Origin of the sequence: Microbacterium rhizomatis (assembly GCF_008710745.1) — a bacterium.
GTDB lineage: Bacteria > Actinomycetota > Actinomycetes > Actinomycetales > Microbacteriaceae > Microbacterium > Microbacterium rhizomatis.
Window position 1 is genome coordinate 309,311 of record NZ_VYSA01000002.1, and the last position, 22,813, is coordinate 332,123.

Sequence of the window (22,813 nt, forward strand, 5' to 3'; positions counted from 1 at the left end):
TCTACGAACGACGGATGCTGCCGCCACCCTCTCGCGCCGGATCCACGGTCATGGGAGCAGCGTGTTCAGGTCGATCGCCGCTGCGCTCAGCGCGCGTAGGTGGAACGTCACGGAGCCGTTGTCGACCTTGTAGACCTCCCCCGCGCAGGCGCCGTCGGCAAGAGCATCCGCCCCACCCGTGATCACGTCGCAGTACTCGCCGTCGGGCATCGAGGTGGGCACGATGACCCAGCCCTCCGTCCCGCCCGGGTTGACGGCGACGACGCCTCGCCCCGCCCGCTCGAAGCCGTACAGGTCGCCGCCCTTGGACGCGGCGACGCGCGGTGCGTCGCCGACGGCCGATCGCCAGGCCAGCATCCCGGCGATCGCCGTCCACGCCTGGGGGCAGATCCTGTCGCCGTCGGAGAGCATCGTGCGCGGTTCGGTCAGGCCCTCGCACGACGCGGGCAGCACGGCGCCGTCGGCGGAGGTGGGCGGACCTGCGTCGCGCGATCCGAACGCGTACCCCGACGAGATCATGGGCATGCCATAGTCATCCGCCAGCACGAGCACGTTGGCGAGCAGGTACAGGGGCCCGTCCCGGTAGGTGATCGCTGCGTCTGCGCGCTCGGAGGTGTGGTCATCGATGAAGACCACCGCGGATGCCGACGGCACATGTGCGGGTCGAGGATCCACGAGCGCGGGGTCGTGCAACGCGCCGACCGACAGCTGCGCGCCGAGCTCTCCGCCGTACTGGTACTCGAAGATCCGGCTCGCACCGGAGTACGTCTCCCGGACCGGGGGCACGGGACCGTCGTTCGCGAGGTCGCTCATGAGGATGGTCCCCGACGGCAGGGCGTCGGCCACGGCCTGCACCTCGTCTGCCGGCACCGACGCGATGCCGTCGGCGCCGAACGCTCCTTCGATGCGGAACCCCGCGACGCCCAGCGCCAGCAGGTCTTCGAGGTAGGCGACGAGCTCGGGAGGCGCGACCACGGGGCTCGGCGACGGCGTCGCCGTGGGCGACCCCGTCGACGTCGGCGAGTCGGTCGCGGATCCTCCGGGGGCCGCTGAATCGGCATCGATCTGCGCGGACTCGCCGGACGCGGGCGGGGCGTCGACCGCGACAGCGGTCGTGATCACCTTGACTCCGGCCGCGGTGCAGCGGGCGACCATATCGGCGAACTCGGTCCGCGTGCCGAGCTTCGAATCGATCGCGTACCCGACGGGCTGATACGAGGTCCACCACTGATCGCCCGCGACATGCTCTTGCGCGGGCGAGGTGAGCACCCAGGCGAAGCCGTTCGGCCCGACGGTCTTCTCGCACTCCTGCGCGACCGAGGTCCACGGCAGTTCGAACAGTTCCACGCCGACGTCGCGCGGCGCGTCCGCGGCGACAGCGGGCACCGGCGGCGGCGCCGTACATGCGGTCAGCGCGAGCGCCACGACGGCGAGCGCCGCGAGGGCAGAGGTGGTGCGGAACATGTCCGCTTCACGCTACCGGCAGAGGGCTCGCCGAACATGTGGAATGACAGGAAGAGTCTCGGATGCTGCATCCGGCCCCGCCGTTAGACTTGCCGCCATGGCTGATTCTTCATTCGACATCGTCTCCAAGGTGGATCACCAGGAGGCCGAGAACGCCCTCAACCAGGCTCGCAAAGAGATCGAGCAGCGCTACGACTTCAAAGGCACCGGCGCCTCGGTCGAGTGGAGCGGCGAGTCGGTGCTCATCAAGGCGAGCACCGAGGAGCGCGCATTGGCCGTGCTCGACGTGTTCCAGTCCAAGCTCATCAAACGAGGCATCTCGCTGAAGAGCCTTGAATCGGGTGAGCCGTTCGCAAGCGGCAAGGAGTACCGCATCACCTCGACGATCAAGGATGGCATCTCGCAGGAGAACGCCAAGAAGATCGGCAAGATCATCCGCGACGAGGGCCCCAAGGGCGTGAAGTCGCAGATCCAGGGCGATGAGCTGCGCGTGCAGTCCAAGAGCCGCGACGATCTCCAGGAGGTCCAGCGGCTGCTGAAGGCAGCCGACCTCGACGTCGACCTGCAGTTCGTCAACTACCGGTGAGCCTGCCTCTCGGCACGGTCGGAGTGTGGCGCGGCTACAGCGCGATCGACGCGCCGATGGCCGCCGCCGTCGAAGCGCTCGGCTACGGCGCGATCTGGCAGGGCAGCTCGCCCCCGGCCGACCTCCACGCCGCAGAACAGCTCCTCGACGCGACCGAACGCGTCGTGGTGGCGACGGGCATCGTCAACATCTGGAAGGCGGACCCCGTCGAGCTCGCCGCATCCTTCCACCGCATTGAAGCGCGTCACCCCGGGCGGATGCTGCTGGGCATCGGCACGGGTCATCGTGAGGCGACGCCGGAACGGGTTCGGCCGATCGCGGCGATGAACGCGTTCCTCGACGTGCTCGACGCGCACGGCGTGCCCGTCGAGGCGCGGGTGCTTTCGGCCCTCGGTCCCCGGATGATCCGGGTCGCCGCGGAGCGGAGCGCGGGAACGCACCCCTACCTCACCGTTCCCGCCCAGACCGCCGAGGCGCGTGCCGCGCTCGGCCCCGACGCGATCGTGGCGCCGGAGCAGACGGTCGTGCTCGACGAGGATGTCGCCTCGGCCAGGGCCACCGCGCGCAGGTTCCTCGCCAACTACCTCAAGATGAGCAACTACACCTCCAACATGCAGCGCGGCGGGTTCGCCGACGATGACATCGCCGCCCCCGGCAGCGATCACCTCGTCGACGAGATCGTTGCGCACGGCACGGCGGGCGATCTCGCGACCGCGGTGCGCGCGCACCTCGATGCCGGCGCGGATCACGTGTGCGTGCAGGTGCTCCCGGCCAGCTCGGACGTGCTGCCGGCACTGGCCCGGATCTCGAGCGCACTCGGCCTGCGCTGAGCGGGGCCGGCGAGGAGCCGGCACCGGATGCTGTCAGCCTCCGAAGAACGCGACCCCGAGGTCGGCGTGATCGACGAAGACGCCGTCGATGCCGGCATCCCGGATCGCCGTCCACTCGCCCTCGTAATCGCCGAACGCCGCGTCCGCGCCCGGACGACGGAACCGAGGACTCAGGAACGCGTTCTCCGGTCGGCACGTCCACGTGTAGATCTGCAGACCTCGCGCGTGCGCATCGTCGACGACGCGCGACGCCGGGTGATCGACGATCAGGGCCTTGTCGACGCTGATGCCGTCGAACCTCCCCGCAAGCAGGTCGAGCCCCGCGGGCGACGCGGTCTGCACGTAGGTCGGAGCGGCGTCGCCATCTCGCACGACAAGGTCGAACGGCCGCCCCTCACCGGCGAGCAGGTAGACGTACGACGCGCGGATACCGCGGTCACGCACCCGCTCGAGGACCGTCTGTTCGAACGACTCGATGACCAGAGGATGAGCTCCGCTCCCCCAGCCGGCCGCGCGCAGCTCGGCATCCACGAGTCCCGCGACATCCCACCCCTGCGCACCGAAGTGGGTGGCGTGCTTGATCTCGAGCACGATGCCGATCTCTCGGCCTCGCGAGAACGACGCCTCTCGCACGAGGTCGAGCAGGTCACGCAGTCGCAGCATCGGCTCCGCATCGTCGTGCGAGGCGCTCCCCGGCCGCAGGAGCGGCAGCCGCTCGCGGCACCGGAGCGTCACCAGTTCGTCCCACGTGAAGTCCTCGGTGAACCATCCGGTCAATGCCTCACCGTCGATGGATCTGGTCGTGCGCCGGTCGGCGAATTCCGGATGCTCGGCCACATCCGTCGTCGATCCGATCTCGTTCTCGTGCCGCACCACGAGCACGCCGTCCCTCGACACGACGACGTCGGGCTCGACAGCATCCACGCCCATCGAGATCGCGAGCTCGTACGAAGTGCGGGTGTGCTCCGGGCGATAGCCGGGAGCGCCGCGATGACCGATCACGAGCGGTCGGGTGCGGGCCACGGCTTCAGGCTAACGGGATGCCCGCTCTGGGCCCACTCCCAGCCGCCGCCTGCGTTCTGCGGCCGGCCTTCGGCTATCGTGGATATACAGCACAGGGCTGTGAAACCCTACTTTGGAGTGTGAGAGCAGTGGCCCTCAACAACCCCGCGTTCAACAACCCGGCCTTCCAAGAGCCGAAGGCGGGTCAGCAGTACCCGACGAACACGCCGCCCGCCCCGTACGGCGCGCAGACGCAGACCGCCGCGGCTCAGCACGCGACGGTGGATGCGGCGACCAACGCGCAGCTCGAGGGCGCTTTCGCCGCCCCGCCGGCCGGCGCGGTCGAGACCGGTCGCATGACGATCGAAGACACGGTCTGGAAGACCGTCGGCCTCTTCGCGATCCTCCTGGTGACCGCGGTTGCGGGCTGGATCTGGACGATGTCGACCGTCCCCACCACCGGCCAGCCCACGATCCTCCCGTGGATCGTCGGCGCTCTGGGCGGCTTCGTGCTCGCGATGGTCGTCATCTTCACGTCGCGCAAGAAGGTCCGCCCCGGGCTGATCTTCGCCTATGCCGCATTCGAGGGCCTCTTCGTCGGCGGCATCTCGGCGTTCTTCAACATGATCTACCCGGGCATCGTCATTCAGGCGACGCTCGCGACCTTCGCGGTCGTCGGCGTCACCCTCGCTCTGTTCGCGAGCGGCAAGGTCCGCGCATCCAAGAAGGCCACGAAGGTCTTCATGATCGCGATGATCGGCTACCTCGTCTTCTCGCTCATCAACGTCGGTCTGATGATCTTCAACGTGCCGATCGCCGGTGGTGCCTTCGGCCTGCTGAGCAACAAGGTCTTCGGCATTCCGCTCGGACTCATCATCGGCGTCCTCGTCGTGATCATGGCCGCGTACTCGCTCGTGCTCGACTTCGACAATGTGCAGCAGGGCGTGCGCAACGGTGCGCCGCGCCAGTTCGCATGGCTCGGCGCCTTCGGCATCATGGTCACGGTCGTCTGGCTGTACGTCGAGATCCTGCGCATCCTCGCGATTGCCAGGGGCAGCAACTAGACAGTTTTCATCGATGGGGTCGTCCGAAAGGGCGGCCCCATCGTCGTTCCGGCGGAGGAGCAGGTGTCAACCCCCGCCCCGTCATCTGCCGTTTCCTTGTAGGTCGCCGCGGATCTGGCTAGCGTCGGTCGGGTCGGACATCGCGCGACCCCGCGTCGCATCCCGTTTCGATGCTCCGGCCTCTCTCCCCCAGCAGCACCGGAACGAAAGCAGGACGATGGCAATTCCCAGAGGCAGTAGAGGATTGCGGGTCGGCGCAGGCGCCGTCGCGATCGTCGCAGGCATCGCAGTGGCCGGCATCGCGGTCCCCGCTCAGGCGGCCGACCCCGTCACTCTCAACATCCTGACCGTGAACGACTTCCACGGTCGGATCAACAGCAACACCGTGAAGTTCGCGGGCACGATCGAGGGCCTCCGCGCAGCAGACGGCGCGAACGGTGCCAACACCCTGCTCGTCGGAGCCGGCGACTTCATCGGCGCCTCCGAGTTCGCATCGGCCGTCGCGCAGGACCAGCCGACGATCGATGTCTTCAACGAACTCGGCATGGTCGCTTCGGCGGTCGGCAACCACGAGTTCGATCAGGGCTGGGACGACCTGAAGAATCGCGTCATCAACGACGGGACCAACGCGAAGTGGGATTACCTCGGCGCGAACGTCTACCTCGCCGGCACCGACACCCCCGCCCTCCCCGAGTACGGCATCTACCAGGCCGGTGGCCTCAACGTCGCCGTCATCGGCGCCGTCACGCAGGAGACGCCCACCCTCGTCTCGCCGAGCGGTGTGAGCGACCTGACCTTCGGCGACCCCGTCGCTGCGGTCAACCGCGTCGCCGACCAGCTCACCGACGGCAACCCCGCCAACGGCGAGGCCGATGTCATCATCGCGAGCTTCCACGAGGGCGCGACCGATGGCGCTCAGTCCCTCACCGCGAACGAGGCGATCAGCCCCGTCTTCGCGAACATCGTGAACACCACGTCGCCGAAGGTCTCGGCGATCATCAACGGACACACCCACCAGGCGTACGCGTACCAGGCGCCCGTCCCCGGATCGACCACGGGCCAGACCCGGCCGGTTCTCCAGACCGGCAACTACGCCGCGAACGTGGGCCAGATCCAGCTGACCGTCGAGCGCGACACCAAGGCGGTGAGCGGCTACACGGTGAAGAACGTCCCGCGGGTCACGACCGACGATGCGACCCTCATCAGCCAGTACCCGTCCCTCAGCGCGGTCAAGACGACCGTCGACAATGCCCTCGCCGCCGCCGCCGTGATCGGCAACCAGCCGGTCGGCACACTGTCCGCCGACATCACGACGGCCAGACCCAATCCCTCTCTCCCGATCGCGACGACGAACCGTGACGATCGAGGTAAGGAGTCGACGCTCGGGAACCTGGTCGCCGACGCGCTGCTGGCCACTCTCTCGCCACCCGACCGCGGCGGTGCCCAGATCACCGTCGTCAACCCCGGAGGCCTGCGAGCCGAGCTGCTGTACGCGAAGGATGCGGCCAACCCGGCCGACGCCGACGGCCGGATCCTCTACGCAGAGGCCAACGGCATCCTCCCGTTCATCAACAACCTCGCCACGGTCGACATGACGGGCGCGCAGGTCAAGACGATGCTCGAGCAGCAGTGGCAGCGCGACGCGGCAGGCAACGTGCCCACGCGTTCGTACCTGCAGCTCGGAACCAATTCGGGCTTCACCTACACGTTCGACGCCGCTCTTCCCGAGGGCAGCCGGATCACGTCGATGATGCTCAACGGCACTCCGATCGATCCTGCGGCGACGTACCGCATCGGCACCTTCACCTTCCTCACCGGGCTCGGCACGACCGCCTCCGGCGGCGGTGACAACTTCCGCGTGTTCACGCAGGCGACCAACCTGCGCGACTCGGGTCTCATCGACCGTGACGCATGGATCGCCTACCTGGGGTCGCACCAGCCCGTCAGCCCGAGCTTCGCCAAGCATGGCGTATCGGTGTCGGGGCTGAACACCGCACCGGCCGCAGGGTCGACGCAGTCGTTCTCGGTGTCGAACCTCGATCTGACGAGCTCGGGCGCACCGGCGAACACGACGCTCACCGCGAGCTTCGGCACGTCGGCCGACGGAACCGGTGCGGTGCCCGTGGGCACGGCGACCGTGAGCGGTGGCGCGGCGACCCTGTCGATCACGCTGCCGACCACCGCATCGGGGGCGGGCTACCTGATCCTCGATGCGGCACCGTCGGGCACCCGCTCCGTCATCCCCCTTCAGGTCAGCCTGCCGGCGAGCACGGTCACCGCGACCGCCTCCCCCGCGCAATACGGCACGGGCGCGAAGATCGCCGTGACGGTCGCCTCGCCGGGCCAGACGCCGACCGGCACGGTCACGGTGACGGATGCCGGGGGCACCACTCTCGGCACCGCCACTCTGGCTGCGGGCAAGGCCACGGTGACGCTCGGCGCCAAGGCCCTCCTTCCGGGTACGCAGACGTTGACGGTCGCCTACGCGGGATCATCGACCGTCGCACCCTCGTCCACCACGGTCGACGTCGTGGTGGCGAAGGCGAAGTCGACCACGTTCGCGCTGAACACGAACCTCATCGTGCGCAAGGGGCAGACCTCGAACGTGCTCGTCGTGGCGGTTGCGAACGGCGGAGTCCGCGTCGATGGCCCGGTGACGATCACATCCAACGGCCAGACCGTCGGCACCGGAACGCTCACGAACGGTACGGCGAACGTATCGATCACCGGCTTCTCGAGCTGGGGACTGAAGTCGCTGACTGTCACGTACGCGGGCTCCGACACGGTCGCCGGCTCGAAGGCGACCGCGGGGGTACTCGTCTTCTGAAGCCGGTTCGGCATTGGCAGAGCGCCTGCCACGCTGGCCGCAGCATCCGTCTGCGGCTAGCGTGGCAGGCGTGAGCCCGGCTGCGCGCAAAGACACCACGATCGAGGTCGGGGGCCACGACGTCCGCGTCTCGAGCCCCGACAAGATCGTCTTCCCCGAGCCGGGACTCACCAAGCTCGACCTCGTCACCTACTACCTCTCGGTGGCCGACGGCGCGCTGCGGGGCGCCGGCGGTCGCCCGATGGTGCTCAAGCGGTTCGTGAAGGGCATCACGCAGGAGGCGTTCTTCCAGAAGCGCGTGCCCGAGAACCATCCCGAATACATCGACACCGCCACGCTGCACTACGCCCGCGGGACATCGGCCGAAGAGACCGTGATCCGGGATGCCGCCGGTCTCGCGTGGGTGATCAACCTCGGGTGCCTCGACCTCAATCCGCACCCGGTGCGCGCCGAGGATCTGGATCACCCCGACGAGCTGCGCGTCGACCTCGACCCCATGCCCGGTGTGGACTGGAGTCAGATCGTCGATGTCGCGATGGTCGCCCGCGAGGTGCTCGATGACCACGGCCTGATCGGCTGGCCCAAGACGAGCGGGTCGAGGGGGCTGCACATCGTTGTCCGCATCCGGCCGGAGTGGGACTTCCGGCAGGTGCGTCTTGCCGCCGAGACCCTCGCGCGCGAGGTCGAGAATCGGGCGCCCGGGCTCGCCACCGCACGGTGGTGGAAGGAGGAGCGCGGCGAGAGCGTGTTCGTCGACTTCAACCAGAATGCGAAGGACCGCACCGTGGCATCCGCGTACTCGGTGCGCCCGTTGGCCGACGCGCGTGTGTCGACGCCGCTCGACTGGGACGAGGTTCGGGTGCGCCGCCCGGAGGAGTTCACGGTGCTGACCGTGCCAGAACGCTACGCGTCGATCGGAGACCCGCACTCCGGCATCGACGAGTCGGCCGGCTCACTCGATGCCCTGCTCGCCCTGGCGAAGGAGCTGGGCCCTGCGGAGAAACCGCCACGCGCCGGCGACGGGTCCGGGCGGCGCGCGTCGACCATGCCGCTGATCGAAATCGCCCGCACCAAGACCAAGCCCGAGGCACTCCGAGCCCTCGAGGAGTGGCGGGCGCAGCATCCGTCCGTGTCGGGGATGCTGCATCCCGCCGACGTGCTCGTGGACGGGATGCGCGGGTCGAGCTCGCTCTGGTACCGCGTACGCGTGAATCTGCAGCACGTCCCCGAGGCGCAGCGCCCCGAGCAGGGGACGCTGCTGGCCGACTACGACCCGTGGGCGGGCAAGACCTGGCCGGGGAGCGAGTAGGCGGCACGTAGTCTGGACCCCTGTGAGCCTCATCCGCCTGAACGACGTCAGCAAGGACTACGACGGGCGAGTGGTGGTCCGCGACGCGTTCCTGAAGCTCCGCGCGGGTGACCGCGTCGGGCTGATCGGCAAGAACGGCACGGGCAAGTCCACGATCCTCGAGCTGATCCTCGGGCGACAGGAGCCCACGACCGGCACCGTCGATGTCACGCTCGGCACGACGATCGGGTACTTCTCGCAGTTCTCCGAGCTGGACGGCGAGCAGAGCATCCTCGAGCTTCTGAGCGCACACTTCGCCGACGTGCACCGCACGCAGGCCCGCCTCGATGAGATCGGCCTGCAGTTCGCCGAACCGATGACGGACACCGAGATGAACCGCGTGCTCGCCGAGCAGGGCGAGCTGCTGGAGGCCATGGATCGCCTCGGCGCCTGGACATACGAGAACACGATCGACACGGTGCTGACCCGGCTGGGCTTCGACGACGAGCGACGCGCGCTGCCGGTCGGCCGTTTGTCGGGCGGATGGGGAAACCGCGCGGCGCTCGCCCTGCTGCTCATCCAGAACCCCGATGTGCTGCTGCTGGACGAACCGACGAACTTCCTCGATCTCGAGGGCGTCACGTGGATCGAGGGATGGCTGCAGAACTTCGCGGGTGCCGTGCTGGTCGTCTCGCACGACCGGCAGTTCCTCGACGGCGTGGTCACGCGCATCGTCGAGATCGAGAACAACCGCCTGCAGGACTACGAAGGCGACTACACCGACTACGTACAGGCGAAGCAGTCGCGGCTCAAGATGCTCGAGAAGCAGTTCGCCCACGAGGAGGAGCTGCTCGCCTACGAGCAGGCGGCGAGCGCCGCGCGCCGCGAGGCGGCCCGCAACCCGGCGAACGCGATCGCCCGGCGCCTGGCCGACATCAAGAAGAAGCAGGCACCGCGCCCGATCGACCAGATCATCACCGGTATCTACGAGGGGCTTCGCGTCAGCAACGACCTGCTGACCGTCGAAGGCCTCGGCAAGGGGTTCGGCGGCGAGCCCTTGTTCGAAGCACTCACCTTCAGCCTGCATCGCGGCGACCGGGTCGCGGTGGTCGGATCCAACGGCTCGGGCAAGTCGACCCTCCTCGACGTGCTCACCGGCGAGACCGCGCCCGACTCAGGGACGGTGCGATGGGCCAAGGGCGCCCGGTTCGTGTCGTACAACCGGGTGTTCGCCGAGTTGAACCTCGAAGACACGGTCGGTCATGCGGTGAACGCCTACCCCGACTCGCTCGCGTTCTCGGCGACGAAGAAGAGCGTCGCGCGCTTCCTCGCGATGCTGCAGTTCTCCGAGGCCGATCTGCAGAAGCGCATCGGCACGCTTTCGGGCGGGCAGCGCGCACGCGTCGCGATCGCCCAGTGCCTGCTGTCCGGCGCTGCGGTCATCGTGCTCGACGAACCGACCAACCACCTCGACATCACGAGCACGCAGGTCATGGAGCGCGCACTCGCGCACTTCCCGGGCGCGGTGGTCGTCGTGAGCCACGATCGGTTCTTCATCGACAAGCTCGCCGACCGCCTCCTGATCTTCGACGGCACCCCGCGCGTGCGCGAGACGGCGGCCACCGGAGCCCTCTGACCGGTCCCTCCGCTGCACAACGCAGGATCGAGGGCGCGGCGCGGACGGGCCCGTCCCGGAATTCCGCGGAGCCGACCGCGCTGACCCGGGATCCGTCCTGCGTTGTGCAGCGCGAGGGACGGACTCAGCGCCTGATCGGGCGAGCGAGGGCGTCGCGCACGGCGGTGGCCAGAGCATCCATCACGTGCGGGGGGTCCAGGCGACGGGCCGAATCGGATGCCTCGGCCACGAGCCGCGCGTGCTCGCCGGGGTCGCTCAGCACACGCACGAGCGCCGCGACGAGCGCCTCCTCGTCGCCGTCGGGCACGAGCACGCCGCCCCCGCCGGCGAGTGCCTCGCGCGGCCCGTACCGCACGTCGTAGGCCACCACGGGGCAACCGTGAGCGAGCGCCTCGGCGAGCGAGAGACCTTGGCCTTCGTACGCGGAGGTGGACAGGAAGACGGATGCCTCGTCCAGCACCGATCCGGGATCAGTCGTGTTTCCGTGCAGCATGACGTGGGCCCCGAGCCCGAGATCGTCGATGAGCTGCTGCAGCCGGCCGCGGAGGGCTCCCTCGCCGAAGATGTCGAGTGTCGCCTCGGGCACCGCGGCCACCACCCCGGCGAAGGCGCGGATCGCCTGGTCGATGCGCTTGCCCGGGGCGAGCCGGTTGAGCATCGCCACCCGGCCGCGCACGCGCTCGTGGGCGGGGGTGACGCCATGCGGCGCCGCCACGGCCTGTGGCACCACGACGTGCGCGTCGGCCCCTCCGAACCGCGCGCGCACATCGTCGCGCTGCGCCGTCGTCGGCCAGAGCACCGCATCGAACCGATCGGCAACGGTGAACCACCGCTGCCAGAGCGCGTTCACCGGTGCGTCAGGCGTGTACGGGGCCTCGAGGTGGCTCGTGTGGATCGTGTGCAGCAGCCGGGCGTGCGCGTCGTCCCACCCGACGAGGAGCTCGCCGAGCTGACGCGATTCGCACAGCACCACGACGGGCCGTGACGAGTCCGAACCTCGCACCTCGGCCACGACGTGGTCGAGCCAGGCGCGGTAGAGGGCACCGAAACCGTCGAGCACACCGATGACCCCACCGTCTGCGGCGTGCACGGCGACGGGGGCGGTGCTGATGTGCCAGTCGGGGTCGTTCGCGATGACCGGGAGCGAGATGACGGGGCGGCCCTCTGCATCCGCGACCCGGCGGTACTCCAGGGCCGGGTCGGGGTCACCCGCATGGACGGCGGCGCGCAGCCATTCGGCGGCGCCACCGCGCGGATCGGCCGACTCGTCGAACAGGTTGCGCATGCGATCGATATCGAGCAGCAGGTCGCGCCCGGCGAGGACGGCGCGATGCCGGGCATGGTCGGTGATCGAGCCGGGATCGACGGTGAGGAGCAGCGGTCCGCGACCGCCGTCGACCCCGGCAGCCGCCATCTGCCGTGCGCGGGCGAGCGTCGCGAACGTGTAGCCGCCATCCATGTCGGGGATGAGTCGGCTGGAGAGGATCAGGTACTCGGCGTCCGGAAAGGCCGCCATCGGTGTCGCCGTCATCGGTGTCGTCGTCACGCGCCGTGCGGGAGCACCCGGAAGACAGGGAACCCCGGTGCGATCTCGAGCAGGCGCTCGTCGGGCGAGTCCTTGTCGACGTTCTCGAAGAACCGGCCGACCTCCCACGCCCAGGCCGTCAGATACGCCCGCAGGATCGGAGGCTTCTGGTCGTCGGGGATCTCTTCGATCCGGAATTCCTCCACCCGGCGGCCGGCCGTCAGGCGCCCCTCACCCGAGACGCGGATGTTGCGGACCCACTGCGTGTGACCGCGGGGCGAGACGAGATAGCGCTCCCCCGCGAGCCGGATCGGATTGACCGGCGTCGAGCGCCACTCCCCGCTCGTGCGCCCCCGCACCGAGAGCACGCGGCTACCCGCCAGCGGGAGCCCGATCCGGGTCAGCCACCCGACGGCGCGGTTGAAGACGGCGTCCATGGCGGTCGGCTTCAGATAGCGCGTGCTCACGTGTCCCATCCTGCCCCACGGCGCTGATTCGTACATGACCTCGACCCGACGCGGCGCGGCTCGACACGCGGCGACGATACGACGTCGTCGTGTCGAGGGACGGCGTGCTCGTGGTGCGGCACGAGAACGAGATCGGATCGACGATGCCTCGGCTCACCGCCGCGAACCCCGCTCCGGTCACGGTCAACGGCGTCGAGTTCGCACCGCTCTCGCAGGGTCAGGGCTTCGTCGGCCTCCCCGGAGACTCCGGGAGCGCGGGTCGCTACCTCCGCGCGACGGCGTACGTGATGACCCTGAAACCGGCGGCGGATGCCGACAACCTCGAGCAGCTCAGCCTGCACGCGCTCAACAACTTCGACATTCCCATCGGCATGATGAGCGGAGTCAGCGGCACCGGTCTCGAACAGGACGATCAAACCAAGTGGTCGAGCATCGCCAGCCTGACCGCTGGGCGCTACATCGTGCGGACGCAGGCGAACCCCACGCCCATGGCCGTCAACCTCGCGGCCACCGACTTCACCGGCGCTGCTCCCCGGCAGGTCGACCTTGCACCGGGCGCGTTTCAGATGATCACCGTCTGACGACTTCGCCCGGCCATCGCCGGGTGTCGCGGGGGTGGCAGCACATCCAGCATTCTGATATATTAGTCAGGTAAAGGATGGAGTCGTCATGATTCACAGAGTTCTCTTTGCTCGATGGGGGGCCGGCGCGCTCATCGCTGCCGTGCTCATCGGCGGACTGCCTGTGGCCGCGACCGCCGCACCCACGAGCGAGGGTGCCCAGGCCGCGGTCGAATACACGGTGGAAGGCGAGAAGTACTACCTCAACAAGTGGGATGAAGTGCGATTCCCGAAGGTGTTCTGCCCTGTTGCCGCCCCGTACCTGAACAAGACGAGGTACAACGATAAAAGCGGGTGGCGCCTCCCACTCGGTGTCGAGATCCGGACCGGAGGCAAGGGAATAGACGCCAATGTCGACGCGATCGCAAATGACGGGGGAGCGTGGGTTGGTGCGGGGGCCGGGCTATCCTCCGCGAAGAACTACGGATCCAAGAGAAACTGGGTCCAGGTGACGCTTCACTGCACGGCCTCTCCCTCCTGACAACGGTGCGTCACTCCCACTCGATGGTGCCCGGCGGCTTGCTCGTCACGTCGAGCACCACACGGTTGACCTCGCGCACCTCGTTCGTGATGCGGTTCGAGATCCGGGCCAGCACGTCATAGGGCAGCCGCGTCCAGTCCGCTGTCATCGCGTCTTCCGACGAGACCGGGCGCAGCACGATCGGGTGACCGTACGTGCGGCCATCGCCCTGCACGCCGACGGACCGGACTCCGGCCAGCAGCACCACGGGGCACTGCCAGATCTCGGCATCCAATCCGGCGCGGGTCAGCTCCTCGCGAGCGATGGCGTCGGCTTCACGCAGAATCTCGAGGTTGTCAGCGGTGACCTCACCCACGATCCGGATGCCGAGGCCCGGCCCCGGAAACGGCTGCCGGCCGACGATCACCTCGGGCAGGCCCAGCTCACGGCCGATCGCACGCACCTCGTCCTTGAACAGGGTGCGGAGGGGCTCGACGAGCTCGAATTGCAGGTCTTCGGGAAGACCGCCGACGTTGTGATGCGACTTGATGTTCGCGGTGCCGGTGCCGCCGCCGGACTCGACGACGTCCGGGTACAGCGTGCCCTGCACGAGGAAGCGGATCGGCTCGCCGTCGGCTGCCGCCTCGGCGACGAGGGCCTTCTCGGCGGCCTCGAACGTGCGAATGAACTCGCGGCCGATGATCTTGCGCTTCTGCTCGGGGTCGCTGACGCCGGCCAGGGCGGTCAGGAACTGCTCTCGTGCGTCGACCGTGACGAGGCGGACACCGGTCGAGGCCACGTAGTCGTTCTCGACCTGCTCACGCTCGTTCTTGCGCAGCAGACCGTGGTCGACGAAGATGCACACCAGCTGGTCGCCGACTGCCTCGTGGACGAGGGCGGCCGCCACGGCAGAGTCGACCCCGCCCGACAGGCCGCAGATCACCCGACCCGAGCCGACCTGCTCGCGGATACGCGCCACCTGCTCGGCGATGACGTTGCCCGAGTTCCAGTCGGCGGCGAGCCCCGCCCCCTGGTGCAGGAAGTTCTCGATCACGCGCTGGCCGAAGTCGGTGTGCTTGACCTCGGGATGCCACTGCACGCCGTAGAGGCGACGCTCATCGTCACCGAAAGCGGCCACGGGCGTGGCCGGCGTCGACGCCAGCACGGTGAAGCCCTCGGGCGCCTTGGAGACCTGGTCGCCGTGGCTCATCCAGACGTTCTGGGCGGGCGGCTGGCCGCCCAGCAGCGTGCCCCCGTCACCGGTGAGCTCAGCGTCCGTCGCCCCGTATTCGCGCAGGCCCGTGTTCGCCACTTCGCCGCCGAGCTGCTGGGCCATCACCTGGAACCCGTAGCAGATGCCGAGCGTGGGGAGTCCGAGCTCGAGCACGCCGGGGTCGAGGGTGGGCGCGCCCGGTTCATAGACCGATGACGGCCCGCCGGAGAGGATGATGCCGACCGGGTTGCGGGCCGCGATGTCGGCAGCAGTGGCCGTGTGCGGCACGATCTCGCTGTACACGCCGGCTTCGCGCACGCGCCGCGCGATCAGCTGCGCGTACTGCGCGCCGAAGTCGACGACGAGAACGGGGCGCTGGTCGGTCTCGGTATGGTCGGTCAACGCTGGTTCTCCGTGCTTGTCGTCGTGGGGATCGCGTGGGTCAGTGCGGAGTGTTCCGCGTGGCTGTGCAGCTCTGCCGCCTCGCGCTCGGCGAGGTAGCGCTTCACATCGTGGGCGACCCGGGCCTCCATGAAGAACGACAGCAGCGGGACGATGCCACCCGCCGCGAGCAGCAGGAAGCGCGCGAAGTGCCAGCGCATGAGGCTCCAGATGCGGAAGCACGAGAACAGGTACACGACGTAGAACCAGCCGTGCACGATGAGGATGCCGAGTGAGAGATTGACGCCATCTCCCGTGGAGACCATTCCCTCGGGACCCTCGACGACCGGCGCGAACCACAGGAATCCGCCTGACCCGCCGAGGAACAGCTCGACGTGCAGCGGGGTGTACTTCAAAACCATCTCGGTGCACAGCAGAAGCAGACCGACGCCGGTGATGACCGAGCAGATCTGGTAGAACTTCAGCGCACCGCGGATGGCCGGGAACGAGGCGAGTTTCGGGGCGCGGGCCATGCCACCCAGTCTACCCGCGGCTTTCCGCGCCCTCGCCCGAGGATGCCGCGTCCGCCGCATCCTCGATCTCTTCCACTTCGCGCTCCCAGGCGTCGCGCCCCAACCGGTACCAGAGATAGAACGCGAAGCCCGCGAAGACCGCCCACTCCGCGGCGTAGAAGATGTTGAGCCAGTTGACGGTCGACCCCGTCGGCGGAGGCGGAGAGGCGATGTCGGCGAGCGGCTGGGGCGCGACCTGCGACGCGAGGTAGGGGCGGTACACGCTGAGCCCGGCGACGTCGTGCCACTGCCCGAGGAGAGCGGCCGGCGACATGCTCGTCATCGTCTGCGGGTCGATGTCATGCCGCGGGAGGGCCGGACCTTCGTCGGAGATGATCCGGCCGACGACCTCTACCGGGTTCTGCGCGGCATCGGGGGCCGAGGCCTCCCGCTGCAGGCCGTCGATCGCGGTGTGCGCGACATCCAGGTTCGGCGCCCACCCGATCGCGACGGCGATCGATGTGGGTCCGGTGCTGCTCGCATCGGGCGTGACGCGCAGCTGGCCGGTCACCCAGTAACCCTCGGTGCCGTTGTTGAAGCGCGAGCCGACGACGAGGAAGTCCCCGGGCACCCACGTGCCGGTGACCGTCACGCGCTGGCCGACGAGCGGCTCGGGCAGATACGCGCCCGGCGCCACGACATCGGCGATGGGCTCGACCTGCTCGGTGGCTCCTGGCGGGGTCGGGTCGGTCTGGAGGGCGCGGCCGAGCTGCCACTGACCGAGCCACGCGAACACTCCCGCGACCACGAGGCAGAGCGCCAGCATCCCGAGCCATCGCGGCCGCAGCAGCACCTCGCGCAGCGTCGGCGGGAACACCGGCAGACCCGAGGTCGCCGCGCCCGTCGAGGCGTCGAGGTCTGCGGGGGTCATGTCGTGCTGTAGGGCGCGACGACGACTTCGACCCGCTGGAACTCTTTGAGGTCGGAGTAGCCGGTCGTGGCCATCGACTTCTTGAGTGCGCCGATCAGGTTGGCCGTGCCGTCGGCGACCGGCGCCGGACCGTAGAGGATGCCCTCGAGCGGTGCGACCTGGTCTACCCGGACGCGCCTGCCGCGCGGGAGCTGCGGGTGGTGCGACTCGGGTCCCCAGTGGTAGCCGAGACCAGGGGCGTCGGTCGCGCGTGCGAGCGCGACGCCGAGCATGACCGCATCCGCTCCCATCGCGAGCGCTTTGACGATGTCACCCGAGGTGCCCACGCCGCCGTCGGCGATGACGTGCACGTACCGGCCGCCCGACTCGTCGAGATAGTCGCGCCGCGCGCCCGCGACATCGGCGACCGCGGTGGCCATCGGCGCATGCAGGCCGAGGGTGGCACGAGTGGTGGATGCTGCTCCCCCGCCGAATCCGACGAGGACGCCTGCGGCGCCCGTGCGCATGAGGTGCAGCGCTGCGGTGTAGGTGGCGGCGCCGCCGACGATCACCGGCACGTCGAGGTCGTAGATGAACTTCTTGAGGTTGAGCGGCTGATCCACCGACGAGACGTGCTCGGCCGAGACCGTGGTGCCGCGGATCACGAAGAGGTCGACGCCCGCGGCGACGACGGTCTCGTAGAGCTCCTGCGTGCGCTGCGGCGTGAGGGCACCGGCGACGGTGACGCCGGCGGCGCGGATCTCGGCGAGGCGGTCGCGAACCAGCTCGGGCTTGATCGGCTCGGAGTACAGCTCCTGCATCCGCCGTGTGGCTGCGGCCTTCTCGAGGCCGGCGATCTCGGCCAGCAGCGGCGTGGGGTCGTCGTACCGGGTCCACAAGCCTTCGAGGTCGAGCACGCCCAGACCGCCGAGCTGTCCGAGCATGATGGCCGTGCGGGGGCTGACCACCGAGTCCATCGGGGCGCCGATGACGGGGATCGCGAACGAGAAGGCGTCGATCGTCCATGCGGTCGAGACGTCTTCCGGGTTGCGCGTGCGCCGCGACGGGACGACGGCGATGTCGTCGAAGGTATAGGCGCGGCGGGCGCGTTTGGCGCGTCCGACCTCGATCTCCATGCTCACCCGACCAGCCTACCCGTGCGGGTCCGACAAGCCGGCTGTTCGCTCACCAGAGCTCGTCGACGCGCGGAGCGACGCCGAGCACGTAATCGATGCTCACCGGGAAGCACTCGTTGAACAGCTCGGTCATGCCCGTGTCCGCGCCGTACTCGTCGGTGATGCGGAGCCCCACCATCGTGTTGATGAGCATCCCTGCCGCGAGGAACTTCTGCGCCTCCTCGGCCGAGAACCCGGCCCCGCCCTCGGCCGGATCGTCGCGCAGGTAGCGCCAGACCTGGGCGAACCCCTCGCGCGCACGCGGACCGATCACGGGGTGGGAGCCGAGCAGGAAGGCGTGCGAGAGGATCTGGTGCAGCCCCCGCACCTCGAGGAGCCCGAGGTAGGCCGCGCCCATCGCGTCACTGCGAGCCTGCAGGTCATCGCCGCGCGGCGCGGAGCGGAACGCGGCCAGCAGACGATCGAGCGCATCCTGGAGCGCGGCGAGGAACAGGTTCTCTTTCGTGCCGAACAGTCGCACCACGTAGGGCTGGCTGACGGATGCCGCCCGAGCAACCTCGTCGGTCGTCGTCCCGACGTACCCGCGGGCGCCGAACACGGCGATCGCCGCTTCGATGATCTGCGCGCGACGCTCCTCCGAACTGAGACGGCGCGAGGCATCCTGGCTGGTTCTCTCACTCACGCTTGACATGTTATCAGTCGATTACTACATTGAGCAGAAGCAAGTAATCATCCGATTACAACGGTTGCCCCAGACGAGAAGAAGGATCAGTCATGTCCCTTTCCCCCCGCGCCGCGGACGGCCGCAGGACCCGTCCGTTCGGGCTCGTCATCGCTGCCGCATCCCTCCCGATGTTCATGGCGACCCTCGACAACCTGGTCATGACCAACGCGCTGCCCGTGCTGCACGCCGAGCTCGGCGCGACGGTCGAGCAGCTGCAGTGGTTCGTCAACGCATACACGCTGGCCTTCGCGAGCACGATCCTCATCGCCTCCGCCCTCGGCGACCGGTTCGGGCGGCGTACGGTCTTCCTGATCGGGATCGGCATCTTCGCTGCCGGGTCCGTCGCGGCTGCGCTGAGCACCGATCCGACCCAGCTCATCGTCGCGAGGGCCGTCCAAGGCTTCGGCGGCGCCGGCGTGCTCCCTCTCTCCCTCGCCCTCCTCGCCGGCGGTGTCACCGCCGAGCGCAGGCCGCTCGCGATCGGCATATGGGGCGGCATCTCGGGCCTCGGCGTCGCGGTCGGCCCCCTCGTCGGCGGCGCGGTCATGTCGGGATGGAACTGGCAGGCGATCTTCTGGCTCAACGTGCCTGTCGCGGTCATCGCCATCCCGCTCGCATTCTTCGCCCTGCGCAACGACTTCGGCGCCCGTCAACGCATCGACGTACTCGGCGCTGCGCTGGCCGGCGCGGGGGTGCTGGCCATCGTTCTGGGAATCGTCCGCGGCAACGACGACGGCTGGTCATCGGTGCCCGTGGTGACCGAGCTCGCCCTGGGCGCGGTGCTGATCGCGGCATTCCTGTTCTGGCAGACACGTTCGCGGGCCCCGCTCATGCCGCTTCGGCTCTTCCGCGACCGATCATTCTCTGTCACGAACGTCGTCGGCTTCGCGTTCAGCTTCGGCACGTTCGGCGCGATCTTCATCCTCATCCAGTACATGCAGGTCGTACAGGGCTCCACGCCTCTCCAGGCCGCCGTGCAGACCACCCCGTGGACGCTGGCGCCCATGATCGTCGCACCCCTCGCGGGAATCTTCGCGCCCCGCGTCGGAACGAGGCTCTTGCTCGTCAGCGGGCTCTTCCTGCAGGGCGTGGCCCTGGCCTGGCTGGCGCTGGTGCTGTCGACCGATCTGGACTACGCGGCCCTCGTCGTGCCCTTCATCCTCGCCGGCGTCGGGATGGGTCTGGTCTTCGCCCCGTCGGCGACCGCCCTGCTGGCCACGCTGGGGGTCATCGACCACGCGAAAGCGTCCGGAGTCAACTCGACGGTCCGCGAGATCGGCGTCGCCCTCGGCACCGCCGTCATGACCGCGATCTTCGTGGGGGCCGGCGGGCAGCTCGCGCCCGACCTCTACGTCGACGCCGCCCGCCCGGCCGTCATGACGGGCGCCGTGGTGCTGTTCGTCGGCATGATCGTGGCGCTGTGGCTGCCCGCGGGCCGCTCGACGGCGCCGGAGGAGGATGAGGTGGCCCCGGCATCCGACACTCCGGCGCTCGTCGAGGCCTGACACCGCGTCACCGGCTCCTTCCACCTCCCGCCTCCTTCCACCTCCCGGCTCCTTCCACCTCCCGCCGGTGCACAACGCAGGACCGATCCTTCGATATCGAGCCCCAGGCCACTCTGGGCCCCTTAATCGAGGGATCGGTCCTGCGTTGTGCACGACAAACGCAGGAGCGAGAGCAGAGAAGTCGAGGCGTGCGGCGGGGAGACACGACCGCCTTCTCACCTGGCTCGCGCGACCCGCCCCTCTTCCCACACCGGCTCGTCGGCCTCGTAGACGTCGCCGTCGGCTCCGAAGACGAGAAATCGGTCGAAGGATCGGGCGAACCATCGGTCGTGGGTGACGGCGAGCACCGTCCCCTCGAAGCGCGCGAGCGCGAGTTCGAGGGCTTCGGCGGAGGCGAGGTCGAGGTTGTCGGTGGGCTCGTCCAGAAGCAGCAACGTCGTGCCAGACAGCTCGAGCAGGAGAATCTGGAACCTGGCCTGCTGCCCGCCGGACAGCGTCTCGAACGACTGTTGCGCCTGGCCGACCAACCCGTAGCGGTCCAGCGCCGAACTCGCCGCTTCCCGCGCCATGCCCTGCCGGTCGTCGTCGCCGCGGTGCAGCAGATCGAGCAGCGTCCTGCCCGTGAACTCCGGATGCCGGTGGGTCTGCGCGAACCATCCGGGCACCACTCTCGCACCGAGCACCGCACGCCCGGTGTGCGCGACGGGCTCGAGGCCGGAACCTACGCTCGTGCGATGGCCGAGCCGCGCGTCCGGTTCGCTGCCGCCGCGCGCGAGCATCCGCAGGAAGTGCGACTTTCCTGATCCGTTCGAACCCAGCACCGCGACGCGGTCACCGAACCACACCTCGAGGTCGAACGGCTTCATGAGGCCGGTGAGTTCGAGCTTCTCGGCGATGACGGCCCGCTTACCGGTGCGCGCGCCGCGCAGGCGCAGCTGGAGGTCCTGCTCAGGTGGGCGCTCCTCCGGCGGCCCCGCGGCTTCGAAGCGTGCGAGGCGTGTCTGTGCCGCTCGATACCGCGAGGCGAACTCGTCGCTCGCCGTCGCTTTGGCGCGCATGGTCGCGACCAGCGTGCGGAGCTTGGTGTGCTCCTCGTCCCAGCGCCGGCGCAGCTCGTCGAGTCGGCTCATCCGCTCCTCGCGGGCCGCGGCGTAGGTGCGGAAGGATCCACCGTGCACCCACGCGGTGCTGCCGGCTGCGCCGGCCTCGAGGGTCACGATGCGGTCGGTCGCACACGCCAGCAGTTCGCGGTCGTGCGAGACGAGGAGCACCGTCTTCGGCGTCGCCTTCAGCTGCGCCTCGAGCCAGCGTTTGGCGGGAACGTCGAGGTAGTTGTCGGGCTCGTCCAGCAGCAGCACGTCGTCGGGTCCGCGCAGGAGCGCCTCGAGCACGAGTCGCTTCTGCTCGCCACCCGACAGCGTCGACAGCGAACGGAACCGAGCCCGCTCGAACGGCAGCCCGAGGGCTGCCGTCGTGCACCGGTCCCAGACGGTCTCGTGCTCGTACCCACCGGCGTCCGCATAATCTGCCAGCGCCGACGCGTACCGGAGCTGGGTGTCGGTGTGGTCGCGCTCGATGATGGCGAGTTCGGCTGCCTCGAGCTCCTCCGCAGCCCCCCGCACACGTACCGGCGCAACCTCGATGAGCAGGTCGTGCACGGTCGTGCCGTCTCGCCCGTGACCGACGAACTGGTCCATGACGCCGAGACCGCCGCCGATGGACACCGCGCCGCCGTGGGCGCGTTCGTCGCCCCGGACGATACGCAGCAGCGTCGACTTACCCGCGCCGTTCGGGCCGATGAGGGCGGTGGTCGAGCCCTCGCCGACGCGGAAGGTGACCTCGTCCAGCAACGGGCGTCCGTCCGGGAGCACGAAAGAGACGCCGTTGATGTCGATGTATCCCACGTCGATGCTTTCGGTCCGTCGCACCCGCGATCAGGAGTGGGTGGCTCGGCGATGGCGAGCCGATCAGTCTATCCGGGGCCCGGTGTCACGGCCAGTGCGCGGGACCTGAGGGTCAGGATGCCCCAGCCGCCGCACGTCGCATCGCACGTCGTCGCAAGAGCGCCGTGAGGGGGCCGTTGAGGAAGTACGCGCAGAAGCCCCAGGACCCGAGCCAGGGCGAGGCGACTGCGGCGATCGCTCCGCAGATGACGGCGGCCAGACCCCCCGCTCCCTCCGTGGGGATGTCGGCTGCCGCGTCCGGAGTGAGCAGGTGCCCGTGCCGCGCCGCCGCCCACCGCCACGAGAGGTGGCCGAAAAGCGCCGCGAAGAAGAAGTTGATCGGAAGCAGCATCCGTCCGGCGTAGAACGTGGAATAGTCCGACACCAGGCTCGTAGTGAAGGGGATCAGCACGACGAACAGCAGCCGGGCGGCGTTGAGCCAGACCAGGGTGACGTCGACGCGGGCGATCCCGCGGAACTGCCCGAGATGGATGAACCACAGCCCGCTCAGCAGCGCGAAACTCACGCCGAAGCTCATGAAGCTGGGCCACATCCGCGCGAGCGCGGCCCACAGCTCGGCATCGGTCTGAATCTGCCCGAGGGCGGCCGTGGTCAGGTCGAGGACGAGCAGGGTCGCCGCGATCGCGAAGACGCCGTCGGTGTACGCCTCCAGGCGTGCCGTGGAATAGTACGTCGGGGCCGGCCGCTCCTTTGCCATGA

The 22,813-nt window shown here is 69.0% G+C and carries 20 protein-coding genes; 9 read left to right on the forward strand and 11 right to left on the reverse strand.

All coding sequences use genetic code 11. From position 1 onward, the window contains the following. Positions 1-48 precede the first annotated feature (48 nt). Entirely contained in the window at positions 49-1,464 is a 1,416-nt protein-coding gene (locus F6B43_RS09850; protein WP_150448771.1) for an alpha amylase C-terminal domain-containing protein, read from the reverse strand. Between the two features lie 97 nt (positions 1,465-1,561). Here F6B43_RS09850 and F6B43_RS09855 point away from each other — a divergent pair, with 97 nt between their 5' ends. Both F6B43_RS09855 and F6B43_RS09860 read left to right on the forward strand, forming a co-directional pair. Further along, the gene (locus tag F6B43_RS09855; protein WP_150448772.1) at positions 1,562-2,050 is read left to right on the forward strand and encodes a YajQ family cyclic di-GMP-binding protein; all 489 of its coding nucleotides are present in this window, start codon (positions 1,562-1,564) and stop codon (positions 2,048-2,050) included. Then, the gene (locus F6B43_RS09860; protein ID WP_150448773.1) at positions 2,047-2,880 is read left to right on the forward strand and encodes a TIGR03620 family F420-dependent LLM class oxidoreductase; all 834 of its coding nucleotides are present in this window, start codon (positions 2,047-2,049) and stop codon (positions 2,878-2,880) included. Before F6B43_RS09855 ends, F6B43_RS09860 begins: the two co-directional genes overlap by 4 nt. Positions 2,881-2,913: 33 nt before the next feature. Here the strand turns inward: F6B43_RS09860 and F6B43_RS09865 are convergent, their stop codons facing one another. Continuing rightward, positions 2,914-3,903, reverse strand: a complete 990-nt coding sequence (locus tag F6B43_RS09865) for a glycerophosphodiester phosphodiesterase family protein (protein WP_150448774.1) — start codon at positions 3,901-3,903, stop codon at positions 2,914-2,916. 128 nt (positions 3,904-4,031) lie between these two features. On the opposite strand from F6B43_RS09865, the gene F6B43_RS09870 reads away from it, so the two are divergent. The 4 genes from F6B43_RS09870 (at position 4,032) to F6B43_RS09885 (ending at position 10,697) form a co-directional block, all read left to right on the forward strand. Then, positions 4,032-4,946, forward strand: coding sequence for a Bax inhibitor-1/YccA family protein (locus tag F6B43_RS09870; protein WP_150448775.1), 915 nt, complete (start codon positions 4,032-4,034; stop codon positions 4,944-4,946). 217 nt (positions 4,947-5,163) lie between these two features. Beyond that, a complete protein-coding gene (locus F6B43_RS09875; RefSeq protein WP_170285614.1) occupies positions 5,164-7,773 on the forward strand; it encodes a 5'-nucleotidase C-terminal domain-containing protein in 2,610 nt (869 codons plus the stop codon). Positions 7,774-7,843: 70 nt separating this feature from the next. Further along, a complete protein-coding gene (gene ligD / locus F6B43_RS09880) occupies positions 7,844-9,082 on the forward strand; it encodes a non-homologous end-joining DNA ligase (RefSeq protein ID WP_150448777.1) in 1,239 nt (412 codons plus the stop codon). A 22-nt stretch (positions 9,083-9,104) separates the two neighbouring features. Then, the gene (locus tag F6B43_RS09885; protein ID WP_150448778.1) at positions 9,105-10,697 is read left to right on the forward strand and encodes an ABC-F family ATP-binding cassette domain-containing protein; all 1,593 of its coding nucleotides are present in this window, start codon (positions 9,105-9,107) and stop codon (positions 10,695-10,697) included. A gap of 124 nt (positions 10,698-10,821) precedes the next feature. Here F6B43_RS09885 and F6B43_RS09890 read toward each other — a convergent pair whose 3' ends face one another. Both F6B43_RS09890 and F6B43_RS09895 read right to left on the reverse strand, forming a co-directional pair. Then, positions 10,822-12,228, reverse strand: a complete 1,407-nt coding sequence (locus F6B43_RS09890; RefSeq protein WP_246159899.1) for a glycosyltransferase — start codon at positions 12,226-12,228, stop codon at positions 10,822-10,824. Positions 12,229-12,239: 11 nt separating this feature from the next. Next, complete coding sequence (locus F6B43_RS09895) at positions 12,240-12,689, reverse strand: nitroreductase/quinone reductase family protein (RefSeq protein ID WP_211368103.1); 450 nt, start codon at positions 12,687-12,689, stop codon at positions 12,240-12,242. Between the two features lie 89 nt (positions 12,690-12,778). Here F6B43_RS09895 and F6B43_RS09900 point away from each other — a divergent pair, with 89 nt between their 5' ends. Continuing rightward, the gene (locus tag F6B43_RS09900; protein ID WP_150448779.1) at positions 12,779-13,270 is read left to right on the forward strand and encodes a linear amide C-N hydrolase; all 492 of its coding nucleotides are present in this window, start codon (positions 12,779-12,781) and stop codon (positions 13,268-13,270) included. Between the two features lie 88 nt (positions 13,271-13,358). After that, positions 13,359-13,790, forward strand: a complete 432-nt coding sequence (locus F6B43_RS09905) for a hypothetical protein (protein WP_150448780.1) — start codon at positions 13,359-13,361, stop codon at positions 13,788-13,790. 10 nt (positions 13,791-13,800) lie between these two features. Here F6B43_RS09905 and guaA read toward each other — a convergent pair whose 3' ends face one another. Genes guaA through F6B43_RS09930 form a run of 5 tightly spaced genes read right to left on the reverse strand, consistent with a single transcriptional unit; the run spans position 13,801 to position 18,603 of the window. Continuing rightward, positions 13,801-15,384 (reverse strand): glutamine-hydrolyzing GMP synthase, encoded by a 1,584-nt coding sequence (gene guaA, locus F6B43_RS09910; protein WP_150448781.1) that lies wholly within the window; start codon positions 15,382-15,384, stop codon positions 13,801-13,803. Beyond that, positions 15,381-15,896, reverse strand: coding sequence for a DUF3817 domain-containing protein (locus tag F6B43_RS09915; RefSeq protein ID WP_150448782.1), 516 nt, complete (start codon positions 15,894-15,896; stop codon positions 15,381-15,383). Before F6B43_RS09915 ends, guaA begins: the two co-directional genes overlap by 4 nt. A 10-nt stretch (positions 15,897-15,906) precedes the next feature. After that, the gene (locus tag F6B43_RS09920; RefSeq protein ID WP_150448783.1) at positions 15,907-16,806 is read right to left on the reverse strand and encodes an SURF1 family protein; all 900 of its coding nucleotides are present in this window, start codon (positions 16,804-16,806) and stop codon (positions 15,907-15,909) included. Continuing rightward, positions 16,803-17,921: a GuaB3 family IMP dehydrogenase-related protein gene (locus F6B43_RS09925; protein ID WP_150449534.1), complete on the reverse strand. Its 1,119-nt coding sequence runs from the start codon at positions 17,919-17,921 to the stop codon at positions 16,803-16,805. Before F6B43_RS09925 ends, F6B43_RS09920 begins: the two co-directional genes overlap by 4 nt. 49 nt (positions 17,922-17,970) lie before the next feature. After that, complete coding sequence (locus tag F6B43_RS09930) at positions 17,971-18,603, reverse strand: TetR/AcrR family transcriptional regulator (RefSeq protein ID WP_170285615.1); 633 nt, start codon at positions 18,601-18,603, stop codon at positions 17,971-17,973. 92 nt (positions 18,604-18,695) lie between these two features. On the opposite strand from F6B43_RS09930, the gene F6B43_RS09935 reads away from it, so the two are divergent. Next, positions 18,696-20,150 (forward strand): DHA2 family efflux MFS transporter permease subunit, encoded by a 1,455-nt coding sequence (locus F6B43_RS09935; RefSeq protein ID WP_150448785.1) that lies wholly within the window; start codon positions 18,696-18,698, stop codon positions 20,148-20,150. A gap of 215 nt (positions 20,151-20,365) precedes the next feature. Here F6B43_RS09935 and F6B43_RS09940 read toward each other — a convergent pair whose 3' ends face one another. Continuing rightward, a complete protein-coding gene (locus F6B43_RS09940) occupies positions 20,366-22,054 on the reverse strand; it encodes an ABC-F family ATP-binding cassette domain-containing protein (RefSeq protein ID WP_150448786.1) in 1,689 nt (562 codons plus the stop codon). A 112-nt stretch (positions 22,055-22,166) separates the two neighbouring features. Continuing rightward, the gene (locus F6B43_RS09945) at positions 22,167-22,811 is read right to left on the reverse strand and encodes a TMEM175 family protein (RefSeq protein ID WP_150448787.1); all 645 of its coding nucleotides are present in this window, start codon (positions 22,809-22,811) and stop codon (positions 22,167-22,169) included. Positions 22,812-22,813: the final 2 nt, after the last annotated feature.

Excerpts from the sequence above, each read along its gene's own strand:
- F6B43_RS09850 (WP_150448771.1), bottom strand. The coding sequence starts at position 1,464 with ATGTTCCGCACCACCTCTGCCCTCGCGGCGCTCGCCGTCGTGGCGCTC.
- F6B43_RS09905 (WP_150448780.1), top strand. The coding sequence starts at position 13,359 with ATGATTCACAGAGTTCTCTTTGCTCGATGGGGGGCCGGCGCGCTCATC.
- F6B43_RS09920 (WP_150448783.1), bottom strand. The coding sequence starts at position 16,806 with ATGACCCCCGCAGACCTCGACGCCTCGACGGGCGCGGCGACCTCGGGT.
- F6B43_RS09945 (WP_150448787.1), bottom strand. The coding sequence starts at position 22,811 with ATGGCAAAGGAGCGGCCGGCCCCGACGTACTATTCCACGGCACGCCTG.
- F6B43_RS09855 (WP_150448772.1), top strand. The coding sequence starts at position 1,562 with ATGGCTGATTCTTCATTCGACATCGTCTCCAAGGTGGATCACCAGGAG.
- F6B43_RS09875 (WP_170285614.1), top strand. The coding sequence starts at position 5,164 with ATGGCAATTCCCAGAGGCAGTAGAGGATTGCGGGTCGGCGCAGGCGCC.
- F6B43_RS09890 (WP_246159899.1), bottom strand. The coding sequence starts at position 12,228 with ATGACGGCGACACCGATGGCGGCCTTTCCGGACGCCGAGTACCTGATC.
- F6B43_RS09935 (WP_150448785.1), top strand. The coding sequence starts at position 18,696 with ATGTCCCTTTCCCCCCGCGCCGCGGACGGCCGCAGGACCCGTCCGTTC.
- F6B43_RS09925 (WP_150449534.1), bottom strand. The coding sequence starts at position 17,921 with ATGGAGATCGAGGTCGGACGCGCCAAACGCGCCCGCCGCGCCTATACC.
- F6B43_RS09915 (WP_150448782.1), bottom strand. The coding sequence starts at position 15,896 with ATGGCCCGCGCCCCGAAACTCGCCTCGTTCCCGGCCATCCGCGGTGCG.